At 49.6% G+C, this 19,557-nt stretch carries 20 protein-coding genes, 1 pseudogene and 1 CRISPR repeat array; of the genes and pseudogenes, 16 read left to right on the top strand and 5 right to left on the bottom strand.

All coding sequences use genetic code 11. From position 1 onward, the window contains the following. Positions 1-177: 177 nt before the first annotated feature. A complete protein-coding gene (locus EHV15_RS12605; RefSeq protein ID WP_128631513.1) occupies positions 178-2,016 on the bottom strand; it encodes a hypothetical protein in 1,839 nt (612 codons plus the stop codon). Between the two features lie 322 nt (positions 2,017-2,338). On the opposite strand from EHV15_RS12605, the gene EHV15_RS38315 reads away from it, so the two are divergent. The 4 genes from EHV15_RS38315 to EHV15_RS12620 all read left to right on the top strand — a co-directional run bounded on the left by EHV15_RS38315 (position 2,339) and on the right by EHV15_RS12620 (position 5,438). Then, a complete protein-coding gene (locus tag EHV15_RS38315; protein WP_425464470.1) occupies positions 2,339-2,395 on the top strand; it encodes a hypothetical protein in 57 nt (18 codons plus the stop codon). Positions 2,396-2,719: 324 nt separating this feature from the next. Further along, entirely contained in the window at positions 2,720-3,835 is a 1,116-nt protein-coding gene (locus EHV15_RS12610; RefSeq protein ID WP_128631514.1) for a saccharopine dehydrogenase family protein, read from the top strand. 118 nt (positions 3,836-3,953) lie between these two features. Further along, positions 3,954-4,424 (top strand): hypothetical protein, encoded by a 471-nt coding sequence (locus EHV15_RS12615; protein ID WP_128631515.1) that lies wholly within the window; start codon positions 3,954-3,956, stop codon positions 4,422-4,424. Between the two features lie 525 nt (positions 4,425-4,949). Further along, complete coding sequence (locus EHV15_RS12620; RefSeq protein WP_246061510.1) at positions 4,950-5,438, top strand: hypothetical protein; 489 nt, start codon at positions 4,950-4,952, stop codon at positions 5,436-5,438. A gap of 160 nt (positions 5,439-5,598) precedes the next feature. Here the strand turns inward: EHV15_RS12620 and EHV15_RS12625 are convergent, their stop codons facing one another. Beyond that, on the bottom strand, positions 5,599-6,042 hold the full coding sequence (locus tag EHV15_RS12625) for an SRPBCC family protein (RefSeq protein ID WP_128631517.1): 444 nt from the start codon (positions 6,040-6,042) through the stop codon (positions 5,599-5,601). On the opposite strand from EHV15_RS12625, the gene EHV15_RS12630 reads away from it, so the two are divergent. The 3 genes from EHV15_RS12630 to EHV15_RS12640 all read left to right on the top strand — a co-directional run bounded on the left by EHV15_RS12630 (position 6,041) and on the right by EHV15_RS12640 (position 7,417). Beyond that, positions 6,041-6,220 (top strand): hypothetical protein, encoded by a 180-nt coding sequence (locus EHV15_RS12630; protein ID WP_128631518.1) that lies wholly within the window; start codon positions 6,041-6,043, stop codon positions 6,218-6,220. The two genes, EHV15_RS12625 and EHV15_RS12630, sit on opposite strands and share 2 nt — an antisense overlap. Before the next feature lie 153 nt (positions 6,221-6,373). Continuing rightward, on the top strand, positions 6,374-6,598 hold the full coding sequence (locus EHV15_RS36465) for a hypothetical protein (RefSeq protein ID WP_128631519.1): 225 nt from the start codon (positions 6,374-6,376) through the stop codon (positions 6,596-6,598). Positions 6,599-6,970: 372 nt separating this feature from the next. Further along, positions 6,971-7,417 carry a hypothetical protein gene (locus tag EHV15_RS12640; protein ID WP_128631520.1) on the top strand — a complete coding sequence of 149 codons (447 nt, stop codon included), beginning with the start codon at positions 6,971-6,973 and terminating at the stop codon, positions 7,415-7,417. 123 nt (positions 7,418-7,540) lie between these two features. On the opposite strand, the gene EHV15_RS12645 is transcribed toward EHV15_RS12640, so the two are convergent. The 3 genes and pseudogenes from EHV15_RS12645 to EHV15_RS37890 form a co-directional block, all read right to left on the bottom strand. Next, positions 7,541-8,365, bottom strand: a complete 825-nt coding sequence (locus EHV15_RS12645) for an NAD(P)-dependent oxidoreductase (RefSeq protein WP_128631521.1) — start codon at positions 8,363-8,365, stop codon at positions 7,541-7,543. Between the two features lie 65 nt (positions 8,366-8,430). Then, the gene (locus EHV15_RS12650; protein ID WP_128631522.1) at positions 8,431-8,817 is read right to left on the bottom strand and encodes a MerR family transcriptional regulator; all 387 of its coding nucleotides are present in this window, start codon (positions 8,815-8,817) and stop codon (positions 8,431-8,433) included. A gap of 130 nt (positions 8,818-8,947) precedes the next feature. Further along, positions 8,948-9,184 (bottom strand): annotated as a pseudogene (locus EHV15_RS37890) (RNA polymerase sigma factor); the annotation flags it as partial. Between the two features lie 265 nt (positions 9,185-9,449). Here EHV15_RS37890 and EHV15_RS12660 point away from each other — a divergent pair. From EHV15_RS12660 to cmr5, 9 genes are all read left to right on the top strand, one after another. Next, positions 9,450-9,728 (top strand): hypothetical protein, encoded by a 279-nt coding sequence (locus EHV15_RS12660; RefSeq protein ID WP_128631523.1) that lies wholly within the window; start codon positions 9,450-9,452, stop codon positions 9,726-9,728. Further along, on the top strand, positions 9,712-10,011 hold the full coding sequence (locus EHV15_RS12665) for a type II toxin-antitoxin system RelE family toxin (protein ID WP_128631524.1): 300 nt from the start codon (positions 9,712-9,714) through the stop codon (positions 10,009-10,011). Before EHV15_RS12660 ends, EHV15_RS12665 begins: the two co-directional genes overlap by 17 nt. Before the next feature lie 225 nt (positions 10,012-10,236). Continuing rightward, positions 10,237-10,779: an SWIM zinc finger family protein gene (locus tag EHV15_RS37000; protein WP_218571227.1), complete on the top strand. Its 543-nt coding sequence runs from the start codon at positions 10,237-10,239 to the stop codon at positions 10,777-10,779. Further along, positions 10,748-11,929 (top strand): hypothetical protein, encoded by a 1,182-nt coding sequence (locus tag EHV15_RS12670; protein WP_218571228.1) that lies wholly within the window; start codon positions 10,748-10,750, stop codon positions 11,927-11,929. Before EHV15_RS37000 ends, EHV15_RS12670 begins: the two co-directional genes overlap by 32 nt. 402 nt (positions 11,930-12,331) lie before the next feature. Then, a CRISPR array of direct repeats spans positions 12,332-12,764; the repeat unit is 32 nt; unit sequence GTCGCTCCCTGTGTGGGAGCGTGGATTGAAAG. An 868-nt stretch (positions 12,765-13,632) separates the two neighbouring features. Next, a complete protein-coding gene (cmr1, locus tag EHV15_RS12675) occupies positions 13,633-15,108 on the top strand; it encodes a type III-B CRISPR module RAMP protein Cmr1 (RefSeq protein WP_128631525.1) in 1,476 nt (491 codons plus the stop codon). After that, complete coding sequence (cas10, locus tag EHV15_RS12680) at positions 15,084-16,880, top strand: type III-B CRISPR-associated protein Cas10/Cmr2 (RefSeq protein WP_128631526.1); 1,797 nt, start codon at positions 15,084-15,086, stop codon at positions 16,878-16,880. Before cmr1 ends, cas10 begins: the two co-directional genes overlap by 25 nt. Then, complete coding sequence (gene cmr3 / locus EHV15_RS12685) at positions 16,849-18,150, top strand: type III-B CRISPR module-associated protein Cmr3 (protein ID WP_128631527.1); 1,302 nt, start codon at positions 16,849-16,851, stop codon at positions 18,148-18,150. Before cas10 ends, cmr3 begins: the two co-directional genes overlap by 32 nt. After that, complete coding sequence (cmr4, locus tag EHV15_RS12690) at positions 18,147-19,157, top strand: type III-B CRISPR module RAMP protein Cmr4 (RefSeq protein ID WP_128631528.1); 1,011 nt, start codon at positions 18,147-18,149, stop codon at positions 19,155-19,157. The genes cmr3 and cmr4 overlap by 4 nt, the downstream gene beginning before the upstream one ends. After that, positions 19,154-19,531 carry a type III-B CRISPR module-associated protein Cmr5 gene (gene cmr5 / locus EHV15_RS12695; protein WP_178075841.1) on the top strand — a complete coding sequence of 126 codons (378 nt, stop codon included), beginning with the start codon at positions 19,154-19,156 and terminating at the stop codon, positions 19,529-19,531. Before cmr4 ends, cmr5 begins: the two co-directional genes overlap by 4 nt. Positions 19,532-19,557 lie beyond the last annotated feature (26 nt).

Raw genomic sequence — 19,557 nt, forward strand, 5'->3', positions numbered from 1 at the left:
CTATTGCTTTTTCGCTCGAATAAGTGCAATGACAACCGTTAGCGTAGAAAATGTTCCGGGTAGCTCGATCATTCGAGATTAACCGTTTAGTCAAGCACCGATTCTACTATTTTAATTGAAAAAAGCCCGTCCATTTAAAAATGGATGGGCTTATTGGTGGTAAGCGATTGCGTGGCCTTACTGGTCCCAATCCTCAATCATTCTAAAGTCGTCCAACACGCCGGGTGGCGTATAGGGTCTGACGACCAGGAGGCTAGACGTATAAGCATGGCCTTGGTAGACGGCGGTCACGGACGTGAGTCCCCGGCTAATGCCGGTGATATTGCCACGCTCGTCAACTTGGGCGATCTCCGGGTTGGCCGTCGTAAACCGGGTTTCGCCGGTGACGTTCACCGTGTTTCCGTCCTCGTCGGTGAACAACGCCTCGATGTCCAACTCACTGCCGACGGTTACGGAATAGTCTTCCGAATCCAGGTAGAATTCCCCGGGACCAGGCTCCGGTTCACCCGAGCCGTCATTGACCGTGACCGATAACACGGCTCTAAGTCCACCGTATTCGCCGGTAATTTCGGCAGTTCCGGTGGATATGCCCGTGAGGACGCCTGCTTTATCCACGTCGGCGATCTCCGGATTCAGGGAAGTGAAGCCGGCAAAATACGTCACATCGGTGACACTTCCGTCCGTATAAACAGCCTCGAGGACGCTCGGCTTACGCTCGCCGATCTCCAGCTTCACGGCCGGATCGGCGAAGCGAAGTTCCGCCAATTCCGGATCACCAGGATCTTGTCCAGTTCCCGAGAGCTTAACCAATTGCATGCGGTACTTTCCGCTTTCCTTTACCTGGCCCGACAGAACGAATCCTCCATCCGAAGTGGGAGCCCCTTTTCCTACGGCGGCAAGTCCCGGAGCCGCATATTGCAGCTTTCCGGTCAACTCGCCATCCTGGTTGATGTAGGAAATCTGGTATTGATACTTCGAATCTTCCTTGCGGGTCGAACTGCCTAAAAGCGCGTATCCGCCCTTTGTGGTCACTAATTGTCTGTAAGAGCCGTTGTCGTCGTGGGGAGAATAGTTTTTCCCCCAAACGATATTGCCGTCTGCATCCGCTTTCAGGAGAAACGCGGTTCGTTTATCGTTTTGATACATCGACCCGTATACGATATAACCTCCGTCCGCCGACAATTGAGCCGAATAGGCTGCGCGGCCGGTCTGCGGAGCGGGTTGCTTCTTCTCCCATTCGACTTCACCTTGGGCGTCCACCTTCACGATTACGGAGGCGTCCGCGTCCGAGTTGATCACGCTGTCGATATAGCCTACCGCCAATAACCCTCCGTCGGGCGTGGTGATGACCTCATTAAAAACCTGGTTATTCCCTTCCCCAAAGCGGTACGTTTTAAACCAAAGCTGGTTTCCTTCATTGTCGACCTTAAGCAGGTAGGCGGGGGCTTCCCAATACGAATTGACGCTGTACCCGGTAACGGCAAAACCTCCGTCCGGGGTTTCCGCCACGGATCCCGCATATAAATGCGTTCCGATATATAGGTCTTTATAATAGCGGGTCCATTCGATTTGTCCTTGGCCGTCAAGCTTGGCCAAATAGGGGAGGGTGATCGGTCTCTCGGTTCGGTCGGTGATTGCACCGCTTACGAGATATCCTCCATCCTGTGTCTGAATTATTTGTCTGGCCTCAACGCTATCCTTGGTGTAGTCTCCGGTGATCTGCAGCCGTTGCTCCCACTCCACGGCACCATCCTTGTCCACTTTGACCACATACCCAGCCTCATCGCCATTGTATTCGGCAGAGCCAACTGCGACATAACCTCCATCGGTAGCGGTGACCACCGAACGAGCCTGGGCAGAAGCGTAGCTGTCACCGTACTCCCTACTCCACTCCACCTTCGCTTCAAGAGCCTTCTCCGAAACAGCGGAGGCGGCCTGGCTGGAACCGGTCCATCCGGTCCAGGCCAACACGCAGCTTAGCGATAATAGGACTAATCCTTTAAAACGATGCAACATCAACGTTCCCTCCCAAATTATATTTTTTAAGGGATATTGCCTTCTTCCATTATCCTGGAAAAGGGGACTGGGAGGGAATCCCGCTTTTTTCCTTAATTTTGGCAGATGAGAGAGCGTCAGTTAGGGCGGGACGACTGGGAGAAAAGGCTGTGAAGTTATAAGAGGAGGTATGTCGGGAACGTGAAAAGTTAAAATCATCCCTTACTCGGCTACCAAATTCTGCTACAATAAAGCATGTACACGAAACTGGCTTATAAGGGCGGTCGGCTAATCTCCCGGAAGGGAGGTGATGCCTGTGGCGATTAAAGACACTTTGATGATCATGATCAGTTTTGCCGCGCTAATCATTGCGCTGTTGACGCTAAGGTTGTGGCCATGATCGTAGCGATTAATCAAAGCACAAAGAAATAGACCGCCCTCCACGCAAAGGATGCGGTCTATTTCGATCGTAGCACCTTAGCACAGCTGACCGCTCTTTAAAGCGGTAAGTGTACAGGGAGTCCGTGTTACTAGCACGGCTCCTTTACTATTTTTATCGTAGCACAAGCTTTACTATACCTCAATGCTTAAAATTCCGAATTAACTTCTGCGCGAGTTATATTGTTATAGTAGTCTTTGCTCCAAAAATGTGATTCCCGGTACATCGGGCACTGCCCAATATCTTTATACTAAAAACAAATTTGGGCTATTGGAGGCTGCCATTGTGAACATTTTGATCTTAGGCGGGTATGGAACTACGGGCCGTATGATTGCCGGATTATTGTTACAAGAGACGGATGTAACTGTGGTGTTGGCAGGGCGAAATCTGCAAAAGGCTCAGGAAACGGCTGCGGAATTCAATCAGGTATTTGCGGGGGAACGAGTAAGCGGAGAGTTTGCCGACGCGTCGGATGAAGCATCTCTTAAAAAGCTGTTCCAACAGGTTGGTTTGGTTGTTGTGGCTTCCAGTACATCCGATTATGTGAATCAGGTAGCCAAGGCGGCCATAGAGGCGCGCATCGATTATCTCGATATTCAGTACTCTTCGCCCAAAATCAACTCTTTGAAGGCACTTGAACAGGATATCGCGGAAGCGGGTTGCTGCTTTATTACGGATGGCGGATTTCATCCTGGATTGGCCGCCGTTTTGGTTCATTACATCGCCCGTTTTTTTGATTCATTGGAGGCCGCCAATGTTGCCAGCATCATTAAAATTGACTGGGCAAAGCTCAATTTAAGCGATTCGACGATTCGTGAACTGGCGGAGGAGCTTTATTCTTTTGATTCTTCTTTTTACAAGGACGGCCGGTGGAAAAAAGCGGGTACCTTCGATATTCGATATATTAATTTTGGCAAAAAGTACGGCAAGTCTTATTGCTGGCCGATGATGTTGGAGGAAATGGTCGAGGTCCCTAAACGGTATGCCGATTTGAAGGAGACGGGTTTTTTTGTGGGAGGATTTAATTGGTTTGTGGATTGGTTTGTTTTACCCGTTGCTTTGTTGGCACAGAAGGTGTGTCCCGACAAATCGCGAAACGCCATAAGTTCCTTTTTTAAATGGGGGCTAACGACCTTCTCCCGGCCTCCGTACGGAACGATCCTGAAGGTAGAAGCCACAGGTTATAAAGCAGGACAACGAACATCCGAAGAAGTATCGTTATACCATAGCGACGGTTACATGCTCACCGCCATTCCGGTTGTCGCTTGTCTTCTTCAATATCTTGACGGCTCGATTAAAAAAACGGGATTATGGACGCAGGCCAATCTTGTCGAACCTGAACGGTTGATGAGGGATATGATCAAAATGGGAGTAAGCTATGAGCAGGGTTCGTTATCTTAGATGAAGGTGGCAGTTGAAAAAGGGTTGTATAAATTATGATGTAAGGAGCTTACTTGCGCATGTTAAGTCACGATGAAATCGCCGAACTGCACCAATTTATGTCTGACATGGACGAAATATGTCCAATGGACTGACTTCCGTTTTTATAGAGGTTCTTGCATTAAGCGGGTCAATCTTAGCTACAACAAACCGAGAGAAAGAACTGGTCATCTGGCTGGCCCAGAGGGATCAAGTTTGCGTTGGGATTGGAACGGTGGGTTTTGACATTGATGAAATGCCGTGGACGATCGACTCTTTTGAAGCAGAAAAAGAATTTATGCTTAGAACTATTGCATCGGCTATTGACGGGTTAGGATGGGAACGGCTCAATTATGAACCTAATCAAGAAATGGTCCGGAGATGCTTACAACAATTTGATTTAATGATCCGTGCTTTTGAGAAAAGAAGTGTCGATATAAACAACTACTTGGAATGGTCTGAGATTGAAGAAGGGGATGACTGCCCCACCATTCCATACGGTTATCCGAAATGCGAGAAACATGGTGTCTATCTCTCATTATTCGGCTGTATACTTTGCAATAATAGTTAATTCATATCGCAATGAGGTGGTTTTATGGGGCTGGATTATAGTTTTGTTGTCGTCACACATAAAAGGGAACAGGATAAAATATTCGAATACATAAAAAACAGATTGTAGACCTCATTTTGACAAGGATGAAATTAACCAGTATATTGAACCGGATGGCAAGGCGCGTATAGGGGGCATAGATGTTTCAGTCAAGGAACTTAAGGGAACCCCCGCTGAAATTGAGGTATCCTTTACTGCAGTTACAACAGATTTGAGTCTGTTGCTTAAAGATTCCGTATCCATCACCCGATGGTTTGTTGAATTTAGTAAGGAAGTAAACTCAATACTAACTTATATGGATCTTGAGGATGAGGGAGTGAGGATCATTTACTTTAATGGCTCCCAGGTCCATTTGGAAATCAAAAGTGATCATCATCTAGCAGATTTGCGTCAAAATTTCTTTGATATGATCAAGACTTTTTATACTCGATATAGTCATTTTTTGGAATGAATTTGGTGCACTCCTGGGAGAGGAGCATTTACGAAATGAAATTAAAGCACGATACATTATCCGTTGAGATCGAGATGGAGGTTAGGAAGGAGTACAAAAAGATCTCCAAGCATAAAAGAGTGTTAATGCCGGTGCTGGATTACAGAGTTGATCTCTACGTTAATGGACACAAATTTGATGAAGATGAGGTTTTTGTGGAAAAAGTTTTTTTTCAATCATTGCTTAGTCCAGGAAAATATCCGATGTTTACATGCACCTGTGGAATATTTGGCTGCGGGGGATATTATGTGGATGTTTTCTATGAGGGAGACTCCGTCATCTGGCTTACGGAACAATCCCCGTTTATGGATAAATCCATACCGGCGGCGAATCGATTTGTTTTCTCGCGCAACAATATGATCGAGTTTTCTAAACAATTAGTCGAAAAACTGGAAGAAGTTAGACGTATTAGCGAATCGCATGAACTAAATTTTCAATACGACCGGGAAAAATATTTGGACACCATACGAAATTTCGCAACTTGACTCTTGTGAATTCTCGGGCCCAATCCGGCAAACGTTTAGACGGGTAGCGTAAGGCGTTCGATCCGGACTGGTTTGATTGCAAGGTCAGCTGCCGACGCCAGAGAGAACGTCGGCAGCCGGTTACGCTTGTTGGAGTCAACCCAACTCCGCTTCTATAGAATTAATTGGTGGGCTTAAGCTCGGTGGCCAGCTTGTCCAGAAAATCGTTGGCTCCTTCAAGGTGCGCTTCCTTCGAATCCAAACCGTCGAGGAAAGCGCATTGCTCGGTGTAGACGAGCTTTGTACCAACGCCTTCAGATTGGAGTTCGACTGTTATCACGGAAACCGAGATCCGCTTCTCCCCCATATCAATCGTTGCCGTATAGACAATGCGGTTATCAGGCACAATTTCCTGAAAGGTGAAGATGGACGCATAGACCGGGCCCCCCGGTTCGCTGCCGCGGATGACTTCCCGTCCGCCTACGCGAAAGTCGAATTCGTCCGCTTTTGCAAACCAATTGGCTTTGGACTCGGGGTCCGCCCACGCGGCAAACACCCGTGTAGGTGAAGTGTTATAGATGCGTTCCAGGCTAAACGTGTCATGCATGACGGAAAATTCTTTCATGGCTAAAAATCCTCCATTTCTTGTTTTAAGACTCCGGTTGTTGGTCAAAAAAATTGCCCAGCCGGTCGAAATGCGTATTCCAGTTCGCTCACCGCTCGGCGAAATACTTCTCGTGGCTAAGGCGCATCGCAATGAGCAGCTTGGTCTAATCTTAAACCGTCAAAGCTTCTTTTTTTAGTATGAGGTTGGAGATGTGTTCCAATTCCTTTTCATTATCATCTCCTTTCGTGTGGGCCAGATGTCTGCCGGTAGGCTTAGTATAAAAGATGACGTTACGTTACGTTCAAGTGTTTTTTTAGGGTGGATTCAGGGCGTTGAAGGAGCTTATGGAATGAGGAAAAAGTATTTGGCGAATAACAACACCACAATTAAAAAAGTTGTGTTTGTCTGTTTCGATGAAATGAATTTTGAAATTTACAAGAATGAAGTAGAAAAAAGAGGCTCAAAACCGAGATCAGTGCTTGACAAAATAAATTATAGCGTTCGTGTCTTGGTATCCTGCATGCTGCTTTCCACGATTATCCCTTTTGTTCAGAGGGTAGAGGGTGAGGGCTAATCACGGTCCTTTCATTTTTCCCGGTGTCTTGCCCTTCCGGATCAAACGGGATAATCGTGCAAAGCGTCCGGACAGAGGATATTGATCTGCCGACCAACCCACCGGCCTTCCCTGTCAAGCGCTGATTATTAGGTTGAGCCAAAAAAGAAGCAGAAAAAATGCTTTTTAGCGACATCTTTAAATCACTGAATATTGCAACGTCTGAGGAAGTTATGCAGCAATTGAAGCGGTCAGCCAGAATACGTCAAATTGAAATGAGCCGTCATCCTAACCACAGGGCGGCTCATTTCCTTTTATGGAAAGACAGTACGGCGATTACAAACATGCCGAATGCATCAGGTTATTCACCGGTCAGGCTAGGAGGTTTTGCGAATGATCGGCCATTGCAATCTACATGGGGCATTAATTCCCAAGTTTAGAGATCACCTCATGCAGTTTGCATATTATCCAGTGATACGTCATGGATTAAGCGACCTGAATGTCGGGCTTAAAACTTTTACTCTAGAAGAGGCCGAGGCTATGGTAAATGATTTTACCAAATGGCGGTTCCCGATTGTGTGTCTTGCCGGAAGCAAGAGCTCCATTCCTTTTTTCGATTACCATATTGCCCTTGGATTTGGTGAGAACGAAAGGGAGGTTACCATTAGCGAGTTGCTGGTGCGCGAACCTGTTCACGAAAATGCCGTTAAAGGCATTTTATTGGCTTACTACACCTTAGTAAATGACAAAACGGGAATCGAAAGGATGCGAGTTCCTTTTGTGTTGCCCGGTTTGAGGGGGGAAGGGTTGAAGATTGAGATTGATCCTCCTAAAATGTAACCTTGTATAAAACAACAGGCTTGTTTAGAATATAGTGAATGTCCAAAGAAAAAAACGGGGTTGTCCCTCAGGTCACTTTCGTGACCTTGGGACAGCCCTTCTTATTTTGCGAATTGGCTCAGTCTATTGTCTGCTTCGATCTCCGCCTTCCAGCATATCGAGCAGCAGACCGGCGAGCGGAGCGGGGAATTGCACGTTTTGCGCCGCCGCCAGGAAGAGGCCGACATCCTTCTGCGGAATTTTGCTTTGGGAGATGGTTGCCGTCTTCTCGGCGATCATTTTGCCATAGGTTTGATAGATTGGGGCGGTGAACAGCGTGCTCGTAAGCATGTCGACTGCCGCTTTGGGATCGACTCCGCCGCGCTCGGCCATTCCTAGTGCTTCCTCCAGCGAGCGTGCGGCGGAGACGATGAGGAAGTTACCGATCAGCTTGACGAGCACGGCCGTACCGGCTTCTTCGCCGAAGTCAAAGATCCCTCTGGCTCCCATCGCCTCCAGCACCGGCCGCACCCGCTCTTTCGCTTCCTGCGGACCCGCTACGGGAATCCACAGCTGCCTGGCAGCGGCCGCCTCGGGCCGGCCGAAGACGGGTGCCTCGACATAGACGGAGCCGTGCCGCGCGTGCAAGTCCTTCAGCTTCCTGCCCGTATCCGGTGACACTGTGCTCATCGACACGTGAATGCCGCCCGGCCCGAGCCGCTCCAGGAAGTCCTCGCTTCTGACGACGCCTTCCAATGCTTCATCGTCCCACACCAAGGTGACGACGATGCCCCCGGCCGTCACGGCGTCGGCGGGACGGGCCGCCTGTACCGCGCCCTGGGCAACGAGTGGCTCCGCTTTGTCCGCGGTGCGGTTGTATACGGTCAGCGCATACCCCGCTTGGAGCAGATTGGCTGCGACGGGCAGCCCGAGCAGGCCGAGTCCGATAAATCCAATGTTTTCTCTCATTGATATAATTCCTCCTTCGAAATTTTAAAAACATGACGTTGACGTCATGTTTTTGGCAAAAAAATTTAGGCTCGATCATAGGTCTCGAGCCACCGTTCGAAGCGTTCGATATGGGACTGCAGATCGGCGCGGAACTGCCCCAGTGCCTCGAGCTTCTCGTCCGTGTCGGCCAGATGCTGGCGCAGCAGGCCGAGAACCTTCCGCTTCGGCTGCACCCCGCTAGGGTCCGTGAAGTAGAGCTCGATTACGTCCCGGATATCCTCAAGGCTTAAGCCCAGTTTCTTCAACTGATCGATCTTCCGCAGACGGGCGACCGTTTCTTCCGTGTAGTAGTGATGACCGTTGCCTTCGCGCTCGCCTGAAGGAAGCAGTCCGATGCTCTCGTAATAGCGGACCGTCCGCTGGGTTACCCCGGCACGCTCTGTCAACTCGCCGATGCGCATACGGTCCATGATCGATCACTCCTTTCACGATAGAATATAACGTTAACGTCATGTTTGTATCATAGCACTTTGATTGGGCGATGTAAAGGCGAACAGGATAACTCCAGACAAGCCTATAAACCTCCCGCTTGCGCCAGCCTCTGCGAAGCAGCGTTTTGCAATGATTGGTGATCACCCGGATCAACCAGGCCTTTTGATGCTCGGCATCCTTGAACTCGGGCGCTTTTTCCATTAGTTTGATGAAGGCATCTTGAGTGGCTTCCTCCGCATCCTCACGGCTGCCCAGATAAACCATGGCAATCCGGAACAGCATGCTTGCATAGGTTTCGTAGCTCTTCATCACATGATTTCCCGGCCGGGTCATGGATCGCTGCATGGTTGCACTGCCCTCCTTTTACCAATAACACAGTTATGGACGACAATCGGTCACATTTTGTTAAAGATAAAATATATTTGATGAAATGCGGTGGTCTTCATTTTCGGGCGTTACAAATCAATTCCACCGCGGAAGTAAGCGGAATAGAGTTTACGCCCAGCTGTTTGACCTTGTCGGATGAATAGGGTTTAAGGATTGGCGTGAAACTTAATATGTTATAATGAACAAAAGTGCTTATCCAGTCTAAGATTAGGGTGGTGAAGAGATGGGAGTAAATCGAGAAGAATTAAAACGACTGATCGATCAAATGCCGGAACAAGACGCGCTCCAGGTGTATGATTTTATTGGATTTTTAAGTTTGAAACGGGAAAAAGACAATCAACATCAACTGGATATTTCATTCTTGGAAGAAGATTCTGATTTAATCCGGCAAGTACAGCACAGTCTGGAAGACCGTAAACATGGACGTCTATATGGAAAGGAATCTGGGCTTGAGTACTTGCGTGCCAAGGTGAAAGATTTCGAGCATGGACAGAATATATAACGTATACTGGACACACACCGCCTTGGATGAACTTAGCGGCGTACTTGCATATCCGCCGGAAGTGAAGGAACGTATTTATCTGGATTCGTTTGATCGGCTACAGTATTCACCGATGCTTACCGCAAAACAAATTCAAAATGGTACGTTACAAGGGCTTTGGGCCAGACTTGGACTTTACCAGGTTATTCTTGTATTTGAAGTTGATACGGCAGCAGCGAATGTGTGGGTTTACGGTATTAAGCACAAGCGTGAAAATGTTTATTGGAAACGTGGCCGAAGTTGAACTAAACAAATGATATTTTATTGAACTCATGTATTCACCACTCCATATGTGAATCGCGATCAGAAAAGGTTCCTCTGAAAAGAGGGGCCTTTTGGCTTTTGGCAAGTAAAAGTACCGAGCCCGAGCTTCTAACGGATGTGAGATTCTTTTACCTTCACTCTTAAAATTCATGTGCTATATTATGCAACTAGAATCTTTTATAGAAGGGAAAATGAGGAACCCGCCATGAACATTTACCATTTCGAGGATGACCTAACTGATGCGATTTTAGATAAAGGGTATGACTACTATTTAGATGACCGTGTTGTTGACGTTTATCATCAAGGGGATCGCGAATGTCAAGTGGAAGGCAACGATGATTACGAGGTCGTTGTCAAGCTTGACGAAAACGGGGAAATCCTCCGTTCTCATTGCGATTGTCCGTATGCTTATGGCCCTATTTGCAAACATGAAGTGGCGGCGTACTATGTGCTTTCGGATATGTTGAACAGTGAAGGCGAGTGTGAAGAGTCCAATGAAACTCCGCAGTTGAAGGCGGCCAAGCCGCCGGAGCTGAAAGAAGTGTTGCAGCAAATCCCCAAAGAGGAACTGATCGGAATTATCATGGACGTTGCACGGAAGGATACATTCTTAAGAAATTCTCTTTTGCTCAAATATGCCAAGGTTGATGAGCAGCAGGAACTGGATAATTGCCGCAGACTCATTCAATCCATTGTCCGAAAGTATGCGGGCCGGGATGGGTTTATCCCCGTACGGGACAACCGCTGATTTTACGCGTGAGATGGGTGAAGTATTTGAGAAGGCTGGAAATACGGACAACCCCTTGCTGGCCGTGGATATCGCCCTTTTGCTTATGGAGGAAGCCATAGAAGCATTCGGGTATGCCGACGACTCTGACGGAGATATTGGCGTTATGGCAGAAGAAGCGCTGGAACTAGTCGGGGAAATCGCCACGGAAAGCCGCGACCTGGATGCGGAGCAAAGACAGCGGGTATTCGAGAAACTGATGGAACGGAGCGATGGCGAGATTTTTGAGGGCTGGGATGAATTCCACATTGGATTGCTGCGGATCTGCGCCGGCTTTGCCGATGTGGAAGCGTTGAGGAACAAGCTAAGAGCGAAAATCGAACAATTGATTTGCCAAAACGCTGGCAACGAGCAGAAAAATTACAGCACTGAAGGGATGCTGCGCATCTGGTTTGAAATGATCCAGCAATACGGCACCTCGGAAGAAGCGGAACAATTTGTTGTGGAGAATCTCCGGTTTTCCTTTTTTCGGGAATGGCATATCAAGAAGTTCATGCAGGAGGGAAATTTTCAGAAAGTCGTGGATCTGGCTTTGGAAGGTGAAGCCCAAGACCAAGCTCTCCGGGGACTGGTATTCCAATGGAAAAAGCTACGATATGAGGCTTATAAACGGTTATCGCTTAAGGAAGAGCAGAAAACCTTGGCTGAGGAGCTGTTGTTGGACGGAGATTTTGGATATTATGACGAACTGAAACAATTGGCCGGCGGTGATACGGCAGCCCTTTATCATCACCTAAAACAAGAGTTCCAAGCGAAAAAGGATTGGCAAAGCAAAGGGTTGTATCTAAGGCTGATTGAAGCGGAAAACGACCTGGACGAGCTCCTAGCGTACGTGAAGGAGTATCCGGGAGAAATTGAAAGATATGCCGACCGGCTGGCGAAGCGGTTTGAGATCGAAGTGATCGCGTTGTATCAGCAGCGGATTCGCTTGGAGGCCAGCGTGGATTCCAAACGCAAAGAATACCAACACGTATGCGGCATCATTAGAAGATATCAAAAGATAGCCGGCAGCGCCCGTCAACGCCAAATAATCGAGGAATTATCGGATTTATATAGCGGCAAACCGGCCTTTTTGGACGAGTTGAGCCAAATCCATGACCGGTCCAATTAAAGTGCTCCTCCCTTGCGGGAGAGTTTTTTGTTTAATTTAGAAGTCGTCGCTTGGCTACTGTCTATAGACCAATTCATTGGATAGATATTAGGGGGTGGAAAAAGAGGGTTTTGGTCGATAGGGATCGAAATAGGTGCGTAAGGTTATGTGACTTTAACGAGAAATATACGACGATGTAGCCTTGAAGTACTGAAGAGTAATCAATTGGCTGGCAAAAGCGGGGAAATAATAGCGGTGCGAACCCCAAGCTCACATAAAATCCCCGGGACATTCGCACCTCTTGCCCGGCGCGGTATTGCGGGATTTTGCGGTTAGAATTCCCCTGTTTTTAAACCACAAAAAAGGGGATTCGCACTAAAGCGTTTCCAAACCTTTGCTGGATGTGGGGTTAAGATGAACGCAGTCGCTCCCTGTGTGGGAGCGTGGATTGAAAGAACAGGGAAGCGCTCATCGCTCAATGCATCCCTAAGTCGCTCCCTGTGTGGGAGCGTGGATTGAAAGTAATTTATGACAGGAATAGCTGTCTTCGTCCTCTGTCGCTCCCTGTGTGGGAGCGTGGATTGAAAGGAAAAAAGGCCGAACAGCCACAAATAAAACAAAAGGGTCGCTCCCTGTGTGGGAGCGTGGATTGAAAGGAAATTAGCGAAATTGCAGCGGAAATTTTGGACCTTGTCGCTCCCTGTGCGGGAGCGTGGATTGAAAGACGAAGGTTATCGAATCGTGCAGGTCTTCATCAGTCGCTCCCTGTACGGGAGCGTGGATTGAAAGTCACTATCATCCAGCTCAACCTGCGCCCGGTCGTAGTCGCTCCCTGTGCGGGAGCATGGATTGAAAGTCCGGATGCCGCTCAAGAATCTGGATTAAGGCAAGGATGGTCGCTCCCTGTGCGGGGAGCGTGGATTGAAAGACAATTGTGGCCTGTGTTTCCGAAATTCGATTCCAGTCGCTCCCTGTGTGGGAGCGTGGATTGAAAGAAATCCTCGCTGGAGGTATCGACTTTGTCTTTGAGTCGCTCCCTGTGCGGGAGAGTGGATTGAAAGATTGTAAAAGCCAATGCCCAAAACTTCATGCTTGTCGCTCCCTATGCGGGAGCATGGATTGAAAGATCCGGCGCCGGTGTCCGTCCTGAAAGCTACGGGTCGCTTCCTATCCGGGAGTGTGAATTGAATGAAAGTTACTGCTGGTGATTCCGACGTATCTATTCGCCGGGCGCTTCCCACGTGAAGGCAGTATCTTGTAATGAAAGTACCTTTCGGTTCGGGGCTTTTTTTGTGCACTCAAGATCTAATGTGGAGTGATTTTAGAGTGAAGCCTCCCCTTTATCGATTGCCTAGATGATTATTCCTTCGCTTAGAGAGAGGAGATAGATAAAGTTAAGGGGGCCTATGGAATTAACGGATTTATAAAAGGCAAATCGGCCTTTTTAGATGAATTGAGCCTAATCCACGATTAGACAAATTATTTAACTCCTCCCTCGCGGGGGAGTTTTTTTGCTTGACTTAGAAATCGCTGTAGAAATCCGATCAGAAAGGCGACTCTACCCTCAGAATCATTTCTCACTCTTGCTTTAGGCCTATAATATATTGGGAAATTTGTGGGAAAAGAGGGTTTTGGTCGATAGGGATCGAAATAGGTGGAACAAGGCGAATGGTTCTTTTTTCCTGGGTCGTAATCAGTCGAATTAGAAGAGGGGTGGAAGTCAAATGCGGACGTTAAAAGCTCCCGAATTGAGGGCGTCAGAGGTCCAATCGCTACTGGATGACGCAAATAAGAAAATGGTTCGCGACTGCTTCACTATCCGAGTGGTGACGCCGATGGTTGGCGGAGGGGTAAAGCCGCAGTGGATTGACAAGCTGCGTCCGGTAAGAAGTAGCGCGATCCGCGGTCAGCTTCGTTTTTGGTGGCGGGCTACTCGCGGGGCCACTTATCAAAACGTAGTGGAATTAAAAGGCCGGGAGGTAGAGATTTTCGGTAGTACAGAAAGACCGAGTTCGGTGAAAATATGGGTTGAAACCGATTTGTCGAAAATTAACCTTACCTCAATATTTGATGAAAGTAAGAAAAAAATGGTCAGAGAGCCGTGGGAAGGTCAGTACGCACTCTTCTCATTCCTGGGAATAAAGCAGGAAGACCCGCAGTATTTGAATAACTTCTATTTCACCTTGCATGTTGAGTATAACCTGCCCGAATCCGGCTCAAAGACGTGGGCCCGGGACTTGGAAGAACTCAAGCTCGATGTGGAATGCGCTTTATGGGCCTGGATCAATTTCGGCGGTATCGGTTCACGAACCCGAAGAGGTTGTGGAAGTCTGTATTGCAGTAAGTTCTCCCCTAAAACAGCAAGGGCGGATGAACTACGAGCATGTTTTCAGGAAAAAGTAGAGAAATACAAGTTGAACCTGGTTTCACATGAAACGAATTTTCAGCAAACGTATCGTGAATGGCCGACTTTAAGCACCACGATCAAATTTGGCGGTGGCGAAACAGAGCCTGTCAAAGCGTGGGGAACGGCCGTCAGGGAGCTGCAGAAGTTTCGCAATGCTCGAAATGAGTACAAGGAAGGACGCACCAAGCGCTTTTCAAGGTCATTTTGGCCGGAAGCCGACTCAATCCGCCGCATTACGAAAATTGGCATTAAAGATCATCTGAAGTCGACTACCATCAAGGAAGTCCCGGACTATGTCGCTTTTCCGCGCGCTCAACTGGGGTTGCCGATTATTTTTCATTTTCAGAACGACTCCCAAAAGCATCAGCCTAAAGATCAGGGATACGAGCCGTCGGATATCGAGCTTGTGCCCAAAGACCGTGATCGCCTGGCTTCGCCGGTAATTGTGAAGGCAGTGGCCATCGGAAACGGTTTAAAAGCGATTAGCGCGGCGGTTGTGTTAAACCAGCCTAGACTTGGTCATTTACGTCTGCAGTTGATTCATAAGAAAGACATTAAGAATTATATAGAACGCAAGCAGTACGAAGCGAGCAAGCAATTCAAAGAGGAAGATATCCACCCCAGCGCCGTCTACATAGCTCCGGAGTATCTGCCTGAACACCAAGCGAAAAATCCGATGAAGGATCGCAGTAACAGCCGACATACACGCAGAGAGGGTGTAACCGATTCGGCGGTTATCGCTTTTTTAAATTCGGGGAAGGTGAGGGAATGGCAGTGGCTGAACGAAAACTGATGCTGTTCTCGATCGGGCCGGTGCAGGACTTTATCGCCCAGGCAAGGCGGACGCGGGATTTGTGGTTCGGTTCTTTTCTTCTGTCCAGGCTTAGCCGTGCGGCGGCAGAGGCTTTTCGAGGCAAAAACGGAAAGATCGTGTATCCGCATATTGATTGGGAAGCTTCGCCGGATCGGGCCAAAGTGACGAACAAGTTGCTCGGCTTTGTTGAATCCGATTCCCCAGAGCAGCTTGCACTAGACATTCGCATTGAAGTGGCCAGGGCCTGGAAAAAAATCTCGGATGAAGCGCTGGAGCGGTTGCGGTCGTATGTTAATGAAAATCTGTGGGATCGGCAAATCAAGGATTTTATCGAGTTCTACGCGGTTTGGGTTCCGCTTCCTGACCTAAACGATTACGGAACAGCGCTGAGACGTGCCGAGCAGCTGCTGACCGCCCGTAAAACCTTACGTGATTTCAAACAGAACGAACCGGCAAGAATGTACGGCGAAAAGAAATCGAGCCTTGACGGCGGCCGTGAGTCGGTGCTGCTGACGGACAAGCAGAACGACTTGGCCCGTTTCGGTATCAAATCGCATGAAACGCTGGATGCCATTTCGGCGGTGAAGCGGCTCTCTTTGTACACGCATGCCGGGAGCCGTTTTCTGTCCGTATGCGACGTGGCGTTCAACAACTTCCAACGGCGGTTGCAGAAGGATGCGGATCTGCGCCATCAAGTAGAAGGCTACTTTTATAAGCTGCGAGAGATTGACCCGGTGTTCGGTAAGCTGAATCCAAACGGTGAAGGGCAATTATTCAGACTATTTTATGAGAGTAGAATCGAGGATTTTGTGGACGAACATGCCAATCCGCCTATGCAGGATGAAAAAAAGCGGAAGCTCGTGTCTCAGGCGGCAGCGGAGCTTGAGGTGCTGTTTCGGAAAATCGGCATCCGCCCGACACCGTACTATGCGTTTCTGCTCTGCGATGGGGATCGAATGGGCGAAACTCTAAACAAACTGTCTACATTTGAGCAACATGAAGCGTTCACGGAACGCCTGTCCAAGTTCGCCGACAGTGCGGAAGACATCATCAACGCCTGCGAAGGCCGGCTGGTTTACAGCGGCGGCGATGACGTGATGGCGTATTTGCCGATCGACAAGTGTCTGGAGGCGGCGGAAAACTTGCAGCAATCTTTTGCTCGGGTCATGAAGGAAGCTATACCTGAAGACGGAAGACGGCCTACGTTGTCCATCGGAATTGCGGTCGTACATATGATGGAAATGCTTGGAGACGTTCGGCAGTTGGCGGCGGAAGCCGAGCGTATGGCCAAACAGGAGCGGGACAGTCTTGCTATTGTTTACCGTAAACGCAATGGAGGCGATCAGATGAGGATACGTCTGTCCTTCGACGAGCGGCCGGTGGAACGTCTGCAGCAGATACAGCAATGGTATCGGGATAAGTTATTTTCGTTCTCGTTTGCATATAAATTGCGCGGCCTGTATGAGGAGTACAGCCGGTTGAGCAAAGGCTCGCCTTGGCTTTCCGATCAAGAGCAGACGTGCAGATTGCTTGAAAAAGAACTGGAGCGGCTGGCGGTTCGCAAAAAGCCCGAGCACTTGACAGCGGAAGTTCTGCAACGCCGACTGGTCGCGCCCATGCTCGATATGCTGGGCAGGAAGGGCGCGCCGTTGGAGCGGCTGCGCCTGTTGGCCGAGCAGTTTATCATTGCCGTCAATCTAGAGAAAGCGGGTGCAATCTATGAAACGATGGCTGAAAATTCGCCCTCTTGAACCGGTGATGCTGCGGGATGGCCGTCCGTTCGAGGCGACTCCCGGTGCCAAGGCGCACAGCATGAGCGAGGTCCCGCCCAGTGTTGTCGCCGGCACGCTCCGTACGCTGCTGGGGAAGAAGCTGGCGGAGGAACACGGTCATACAACCGCGTTCGGCGAGAAAGAAAAGCTTGAGGTAGCCAAGCTGGTCGTGCGCGGTCCTCTTTTGCATTATAAGGAGCAACTTTATTTCCCGGTTCCTCGGGATTTGCATTTTCGGCAGGCCGGGGATCGGTTGGAAGTGGACAGGATCGTCCCCTGTAAGCCGGAAGAAGGAGAAGGGTTCCTCGGTACAGGCAGAAGCGGTTGGTATGGAGACCGGCTTTGGCCCGCCGCGGGTGCCGCAGGCAAGGCTGCGGCCACAGCCCCGCAATATCTGCCCGCTGAATGGATGATCGCTTGGCTCGGAACACACACGTTAACGGAAGATTGGCTGAAACCGCTGGACAACTGGTATGCGGATGAGACACGCTTGCCGGAAAACGTTCAAGGTGGTTCGACTTACGTTAAGGAAGCCGCACCTAAACCGTTCCTGCAGGCGTTCCCCCGGGATGTCCGCACGCATGTAGCCATTGACAAGGCATCGCACACGGCGATGGAGGGGATTTTGTTCGACACCGAGGCGTTAGTGTTTCCTGAGGATGCGTATTTGCTGGCAGAAGCGGATTTGTCTGAGTCGAACATCGCTTGGCCGAAAGGCTTGTCGGCGATCCACTCGTTTGGCGGCAAACGGCGTCTCGCGCATTTCAGTGAAACCGAAGCTGGCGATGTCTGGTCTTGTCCCGACTCGATTCTCCAGGCTTTGGACGGGGCCTGCTATATTCGAATGGTGCTGGCAACCCCGGCGTATTTTACGAAAGGCTGGCTACCGGGATGGCTCGATAGCGACTTAAGAGGAAAACCGGAAGCAGTGGGGGAGGAAGATATCGTTTTGGAACTCAAATGGGCTTGTGTCCCTCGCTGGCAGCCCATTTCCGGTTGGAGCTATGGCAAGCGGGAGGAAAAGGCCATCCGACGTATGGTTCCAGCCGGGAGCGTCTACTTCTTCAAAGTCGAGAAGGGGAACCCGCGACTGCTTGCGGAAAAGCTGTGGCTGCAATCCGTATCCGACCGCAACCGGCGAACGGCCATGCTTGACAGAAACGACGGGTTTGGACTGGCTTTATGGGGCGTGTGGGATGAAATAGCGTACAGCGGAGATGAACGAAATCAGGAGGTGGAATCTCGATGAGTACTGGCAGCAAAATGTATTGGATTCATTGTCTGTCCCCGGTCCATATCGGGACCGGTCAGGGTGTAGGCGCGATCGATATGCCGATGATGAGAGAGAAAATAACCGAATGGCCCTATATCCCGGGCAGCAGTGTAAAGGGAGTTCAGCGTGAATCGCTGGCGACGGAGCTGGAGAAGAGGGAAGGCAACGCCGCTTCGGTTCCGTTGAAGAAAGAGGAGTGGCTGAATGCTGCTTTTGGAAAGGCTGATCAAAGAGATTCTGGGGGCAAGGGGATTGAGGGAAATGCGGGTGCTCTCGTCTTTTCTGACAGCCGGTTGTTTGCGTTCCCGGTAGCCAGCTTTTATGGAACTTTTGCGTATGTCACTTGCCCGCTTGCCGTCCGGCGGCTGGCCCGCGATCTGTCGGCCGCAGGTATGGTTGTCTGTCCGGATATCGGGGAATTGGAGCAAGAACTAACCGATTCTCGCGCCTGGATTACGACCGGGAGCGCATTGACCAACTCGGCATCCGGGGATGGTAAAGCTCCGTCGGTTCATTCGTCGCCTCACTGGGAGGACAAAAGTACATTTCCGCTTTACCTCGATGAATTTGAGTGTCGGGCCAAGAAGTCAGATCAACTCGATCTTTTGGCCACATGGGCAGGCGAGCAAATTTTTGCAGACAACGTGTCTCGTCGTATATTTAAAGAACGTTTAGTGCTCGTTTCCGATGAGAGTTTTCAGTACTTTGTAACCATGTGCTGTGAAGTGACGCCGCGGATTCGCATTTCGCCCGATACGAAGACCGTACAGAATGGGATGTTGTGGTCTGAGGAATATCTGCCGACGGAGTCCATCCTGTACGGCATTGTCTGGTGCGACCGTCTGTACACTAGGATCGAAGGACTGACGGAGCAAAGCTTGCTGAGCAGACTGTCCGGTACAAAAATGCTACAAATCGGAGGCAATCTGACGGTAGGAAAAGGAAGGCTGCAATGTCGTTTTTCCGGAGGGGAAAGTGCATGAACTCTTATGAACACCGATATGCCGAAGTGGCTTTTTGTTACATCAATAACATTGAGCCAGACTCTTTGGATGCGGCCGAATTTTACCGGCGAAGCCGCGAATTTCCGTCGCTGTTGCTTCAGAACGGGCTGCGGCTGGCTGTGGCGTTTTACGAAGCAAAGTCGGCCTCCGGAGAAGCTTCCGAATCGGTTATAAAAGCTGCTTATGCGAACTATTTGCGCTATCTAGCGGAAGCGCTCGACCGGGAGCAATTAACAAGTGAGAGCCTCCCTGGGGACAGCGGGGAATATCGATATTTATCCCGCCGTGCCCTGCATGCCGCAACCTGGTTCAAGCGTTACAGCGAAACGCTGCTCCGCCAGCCGGAATCCTGACCGATGTCCCAAAGAAAGGAGGGGAA

The sequence above is a fragment of the Paenibacillus oralis genome (assembly GCF_003863965.1).
Classification (GTDB): domain Bacteria; phylum Bacillota; class Bacilli; order Paenibacillales; family Paenibacillaceae; genus Fontibacillus; species Fontibacillus oralis.

Coding starts and splice junctions, on each gene's coding strand:
- EHV15_RS12605 (WP_128631513.1), bottom strand. CDS start 2,016: ATGTTGCATCGTTTTAAAGGATTAGTCCTATTATCGCTAAGCTGCGTG.
- EHV15_RS12615 (WP_128631515.1), top strand. CDS start 3,954: ATGTCCAATGGACTGACTTCCGTTTTTATAGAGGTTCTTGCATTAAGC.
- EHV15_RS12620 (WP_246061510.1), top strand. CDS start 4,950: ATGAAATTAAAGCACGATACATTATCCGTTGAGATCGAGATGGAGGTT.
- EHV15_RS12630 (WP_128631518.1), top strand. CDS start 6,041: ATGGCTAAAAATCCTCCATTTCTTGTTTTAAGACTCCGGTTGTTGGTC.
- EHV15_RS12625 (WP_128631517.1), bottom strand. CDS start 6,042: ATGAAAGAATTTTCCGTCATGCATGACACGTTTAGCCTGGAACGCATC.
- EHV15_RS36465 (WP_128631519.1), top strand. CDS start 6,374: ATGAGGAAAAAGTATTTGGCGAATAACAACACCACAATTAAAAAAGTT.
- EHV15_RS12640 (WP_128631520.1), top strand. CDS start 6,971: ATGATCGGCCATTGCAATCTACATGGGGCATTAATTCCCAAGTTTAGA.
- EHV15_RS12645 (WP_128631521.1), bottom strand. CDS start 8,365: ATGAGAGAAAACATTGGATTTATCGGACTCGGCCTGCTCGGGCTGCCC.
- EHV15_RS12650 (WP_128631522.1), bottom strand. CDS start 8,817: ATGGACCGTATGCGCATCGGCGAGTTGACAGAGCGTGCCGGGGTAACC.
- EHV15_RS12660 (WP_128631523.1), top strand. CDS start 9,450: ATGGGAGTAAATCGAGAAGAATTAAAACGACTGATCGATCAAATGCCG.
- EHV15_RS12665 (WP_128631524.1), top strand. CDS start 9,712: ATGGACAGAATATATAACGTATACTGGACACACACCGCCTTGGATGAA.
- EHV15_RS37000 (WP_218571227.1), top strand. CDS start 10,237: ATGAACATTTACCATTTCGAGGATGACCTAACTGATGCGATTTTAGAT.
- EHV15_RS12670 (WP_218571228.1), top strand. CDS start 10,748: ATGGGTTTATCCCCGTACGGGACAACCGCTGATTTTACGCGTGAGATG.
- cmr1 (WP_128631525.1), top strand. CDS start 13,633: ATGCGGACGTTAAAAGCTCCCGAATTGAGGGCGTCAGAGGTCCAATCG.
- cas10 (WP_128631526.1), top strand. CDS start 15,084: ATGGCAGTGGCTGAACGAAAACTGATGCTGTTCTCGATCGGGCCGGTG.
- cmr3 (WP_128631527.1), top strand. CDS start 16,849: ATGAAACGATGGCTGAAAATTCGCCCTCTTGAACCGGTGATGCTGCGG.
- cmr4 (WP_128631528.1), top strand. CDS start 18,147: ATGAGTACTGGCAGCAAAATGTATTGGATTCATTGTCTGTCCCCGGTC.
- cmr5 (WP_178075841.1), top strand. CDS start 19,154: ATGAACTCTTATGAACACCGATATGCCGAAGTGGCTTTTTGTTACATC.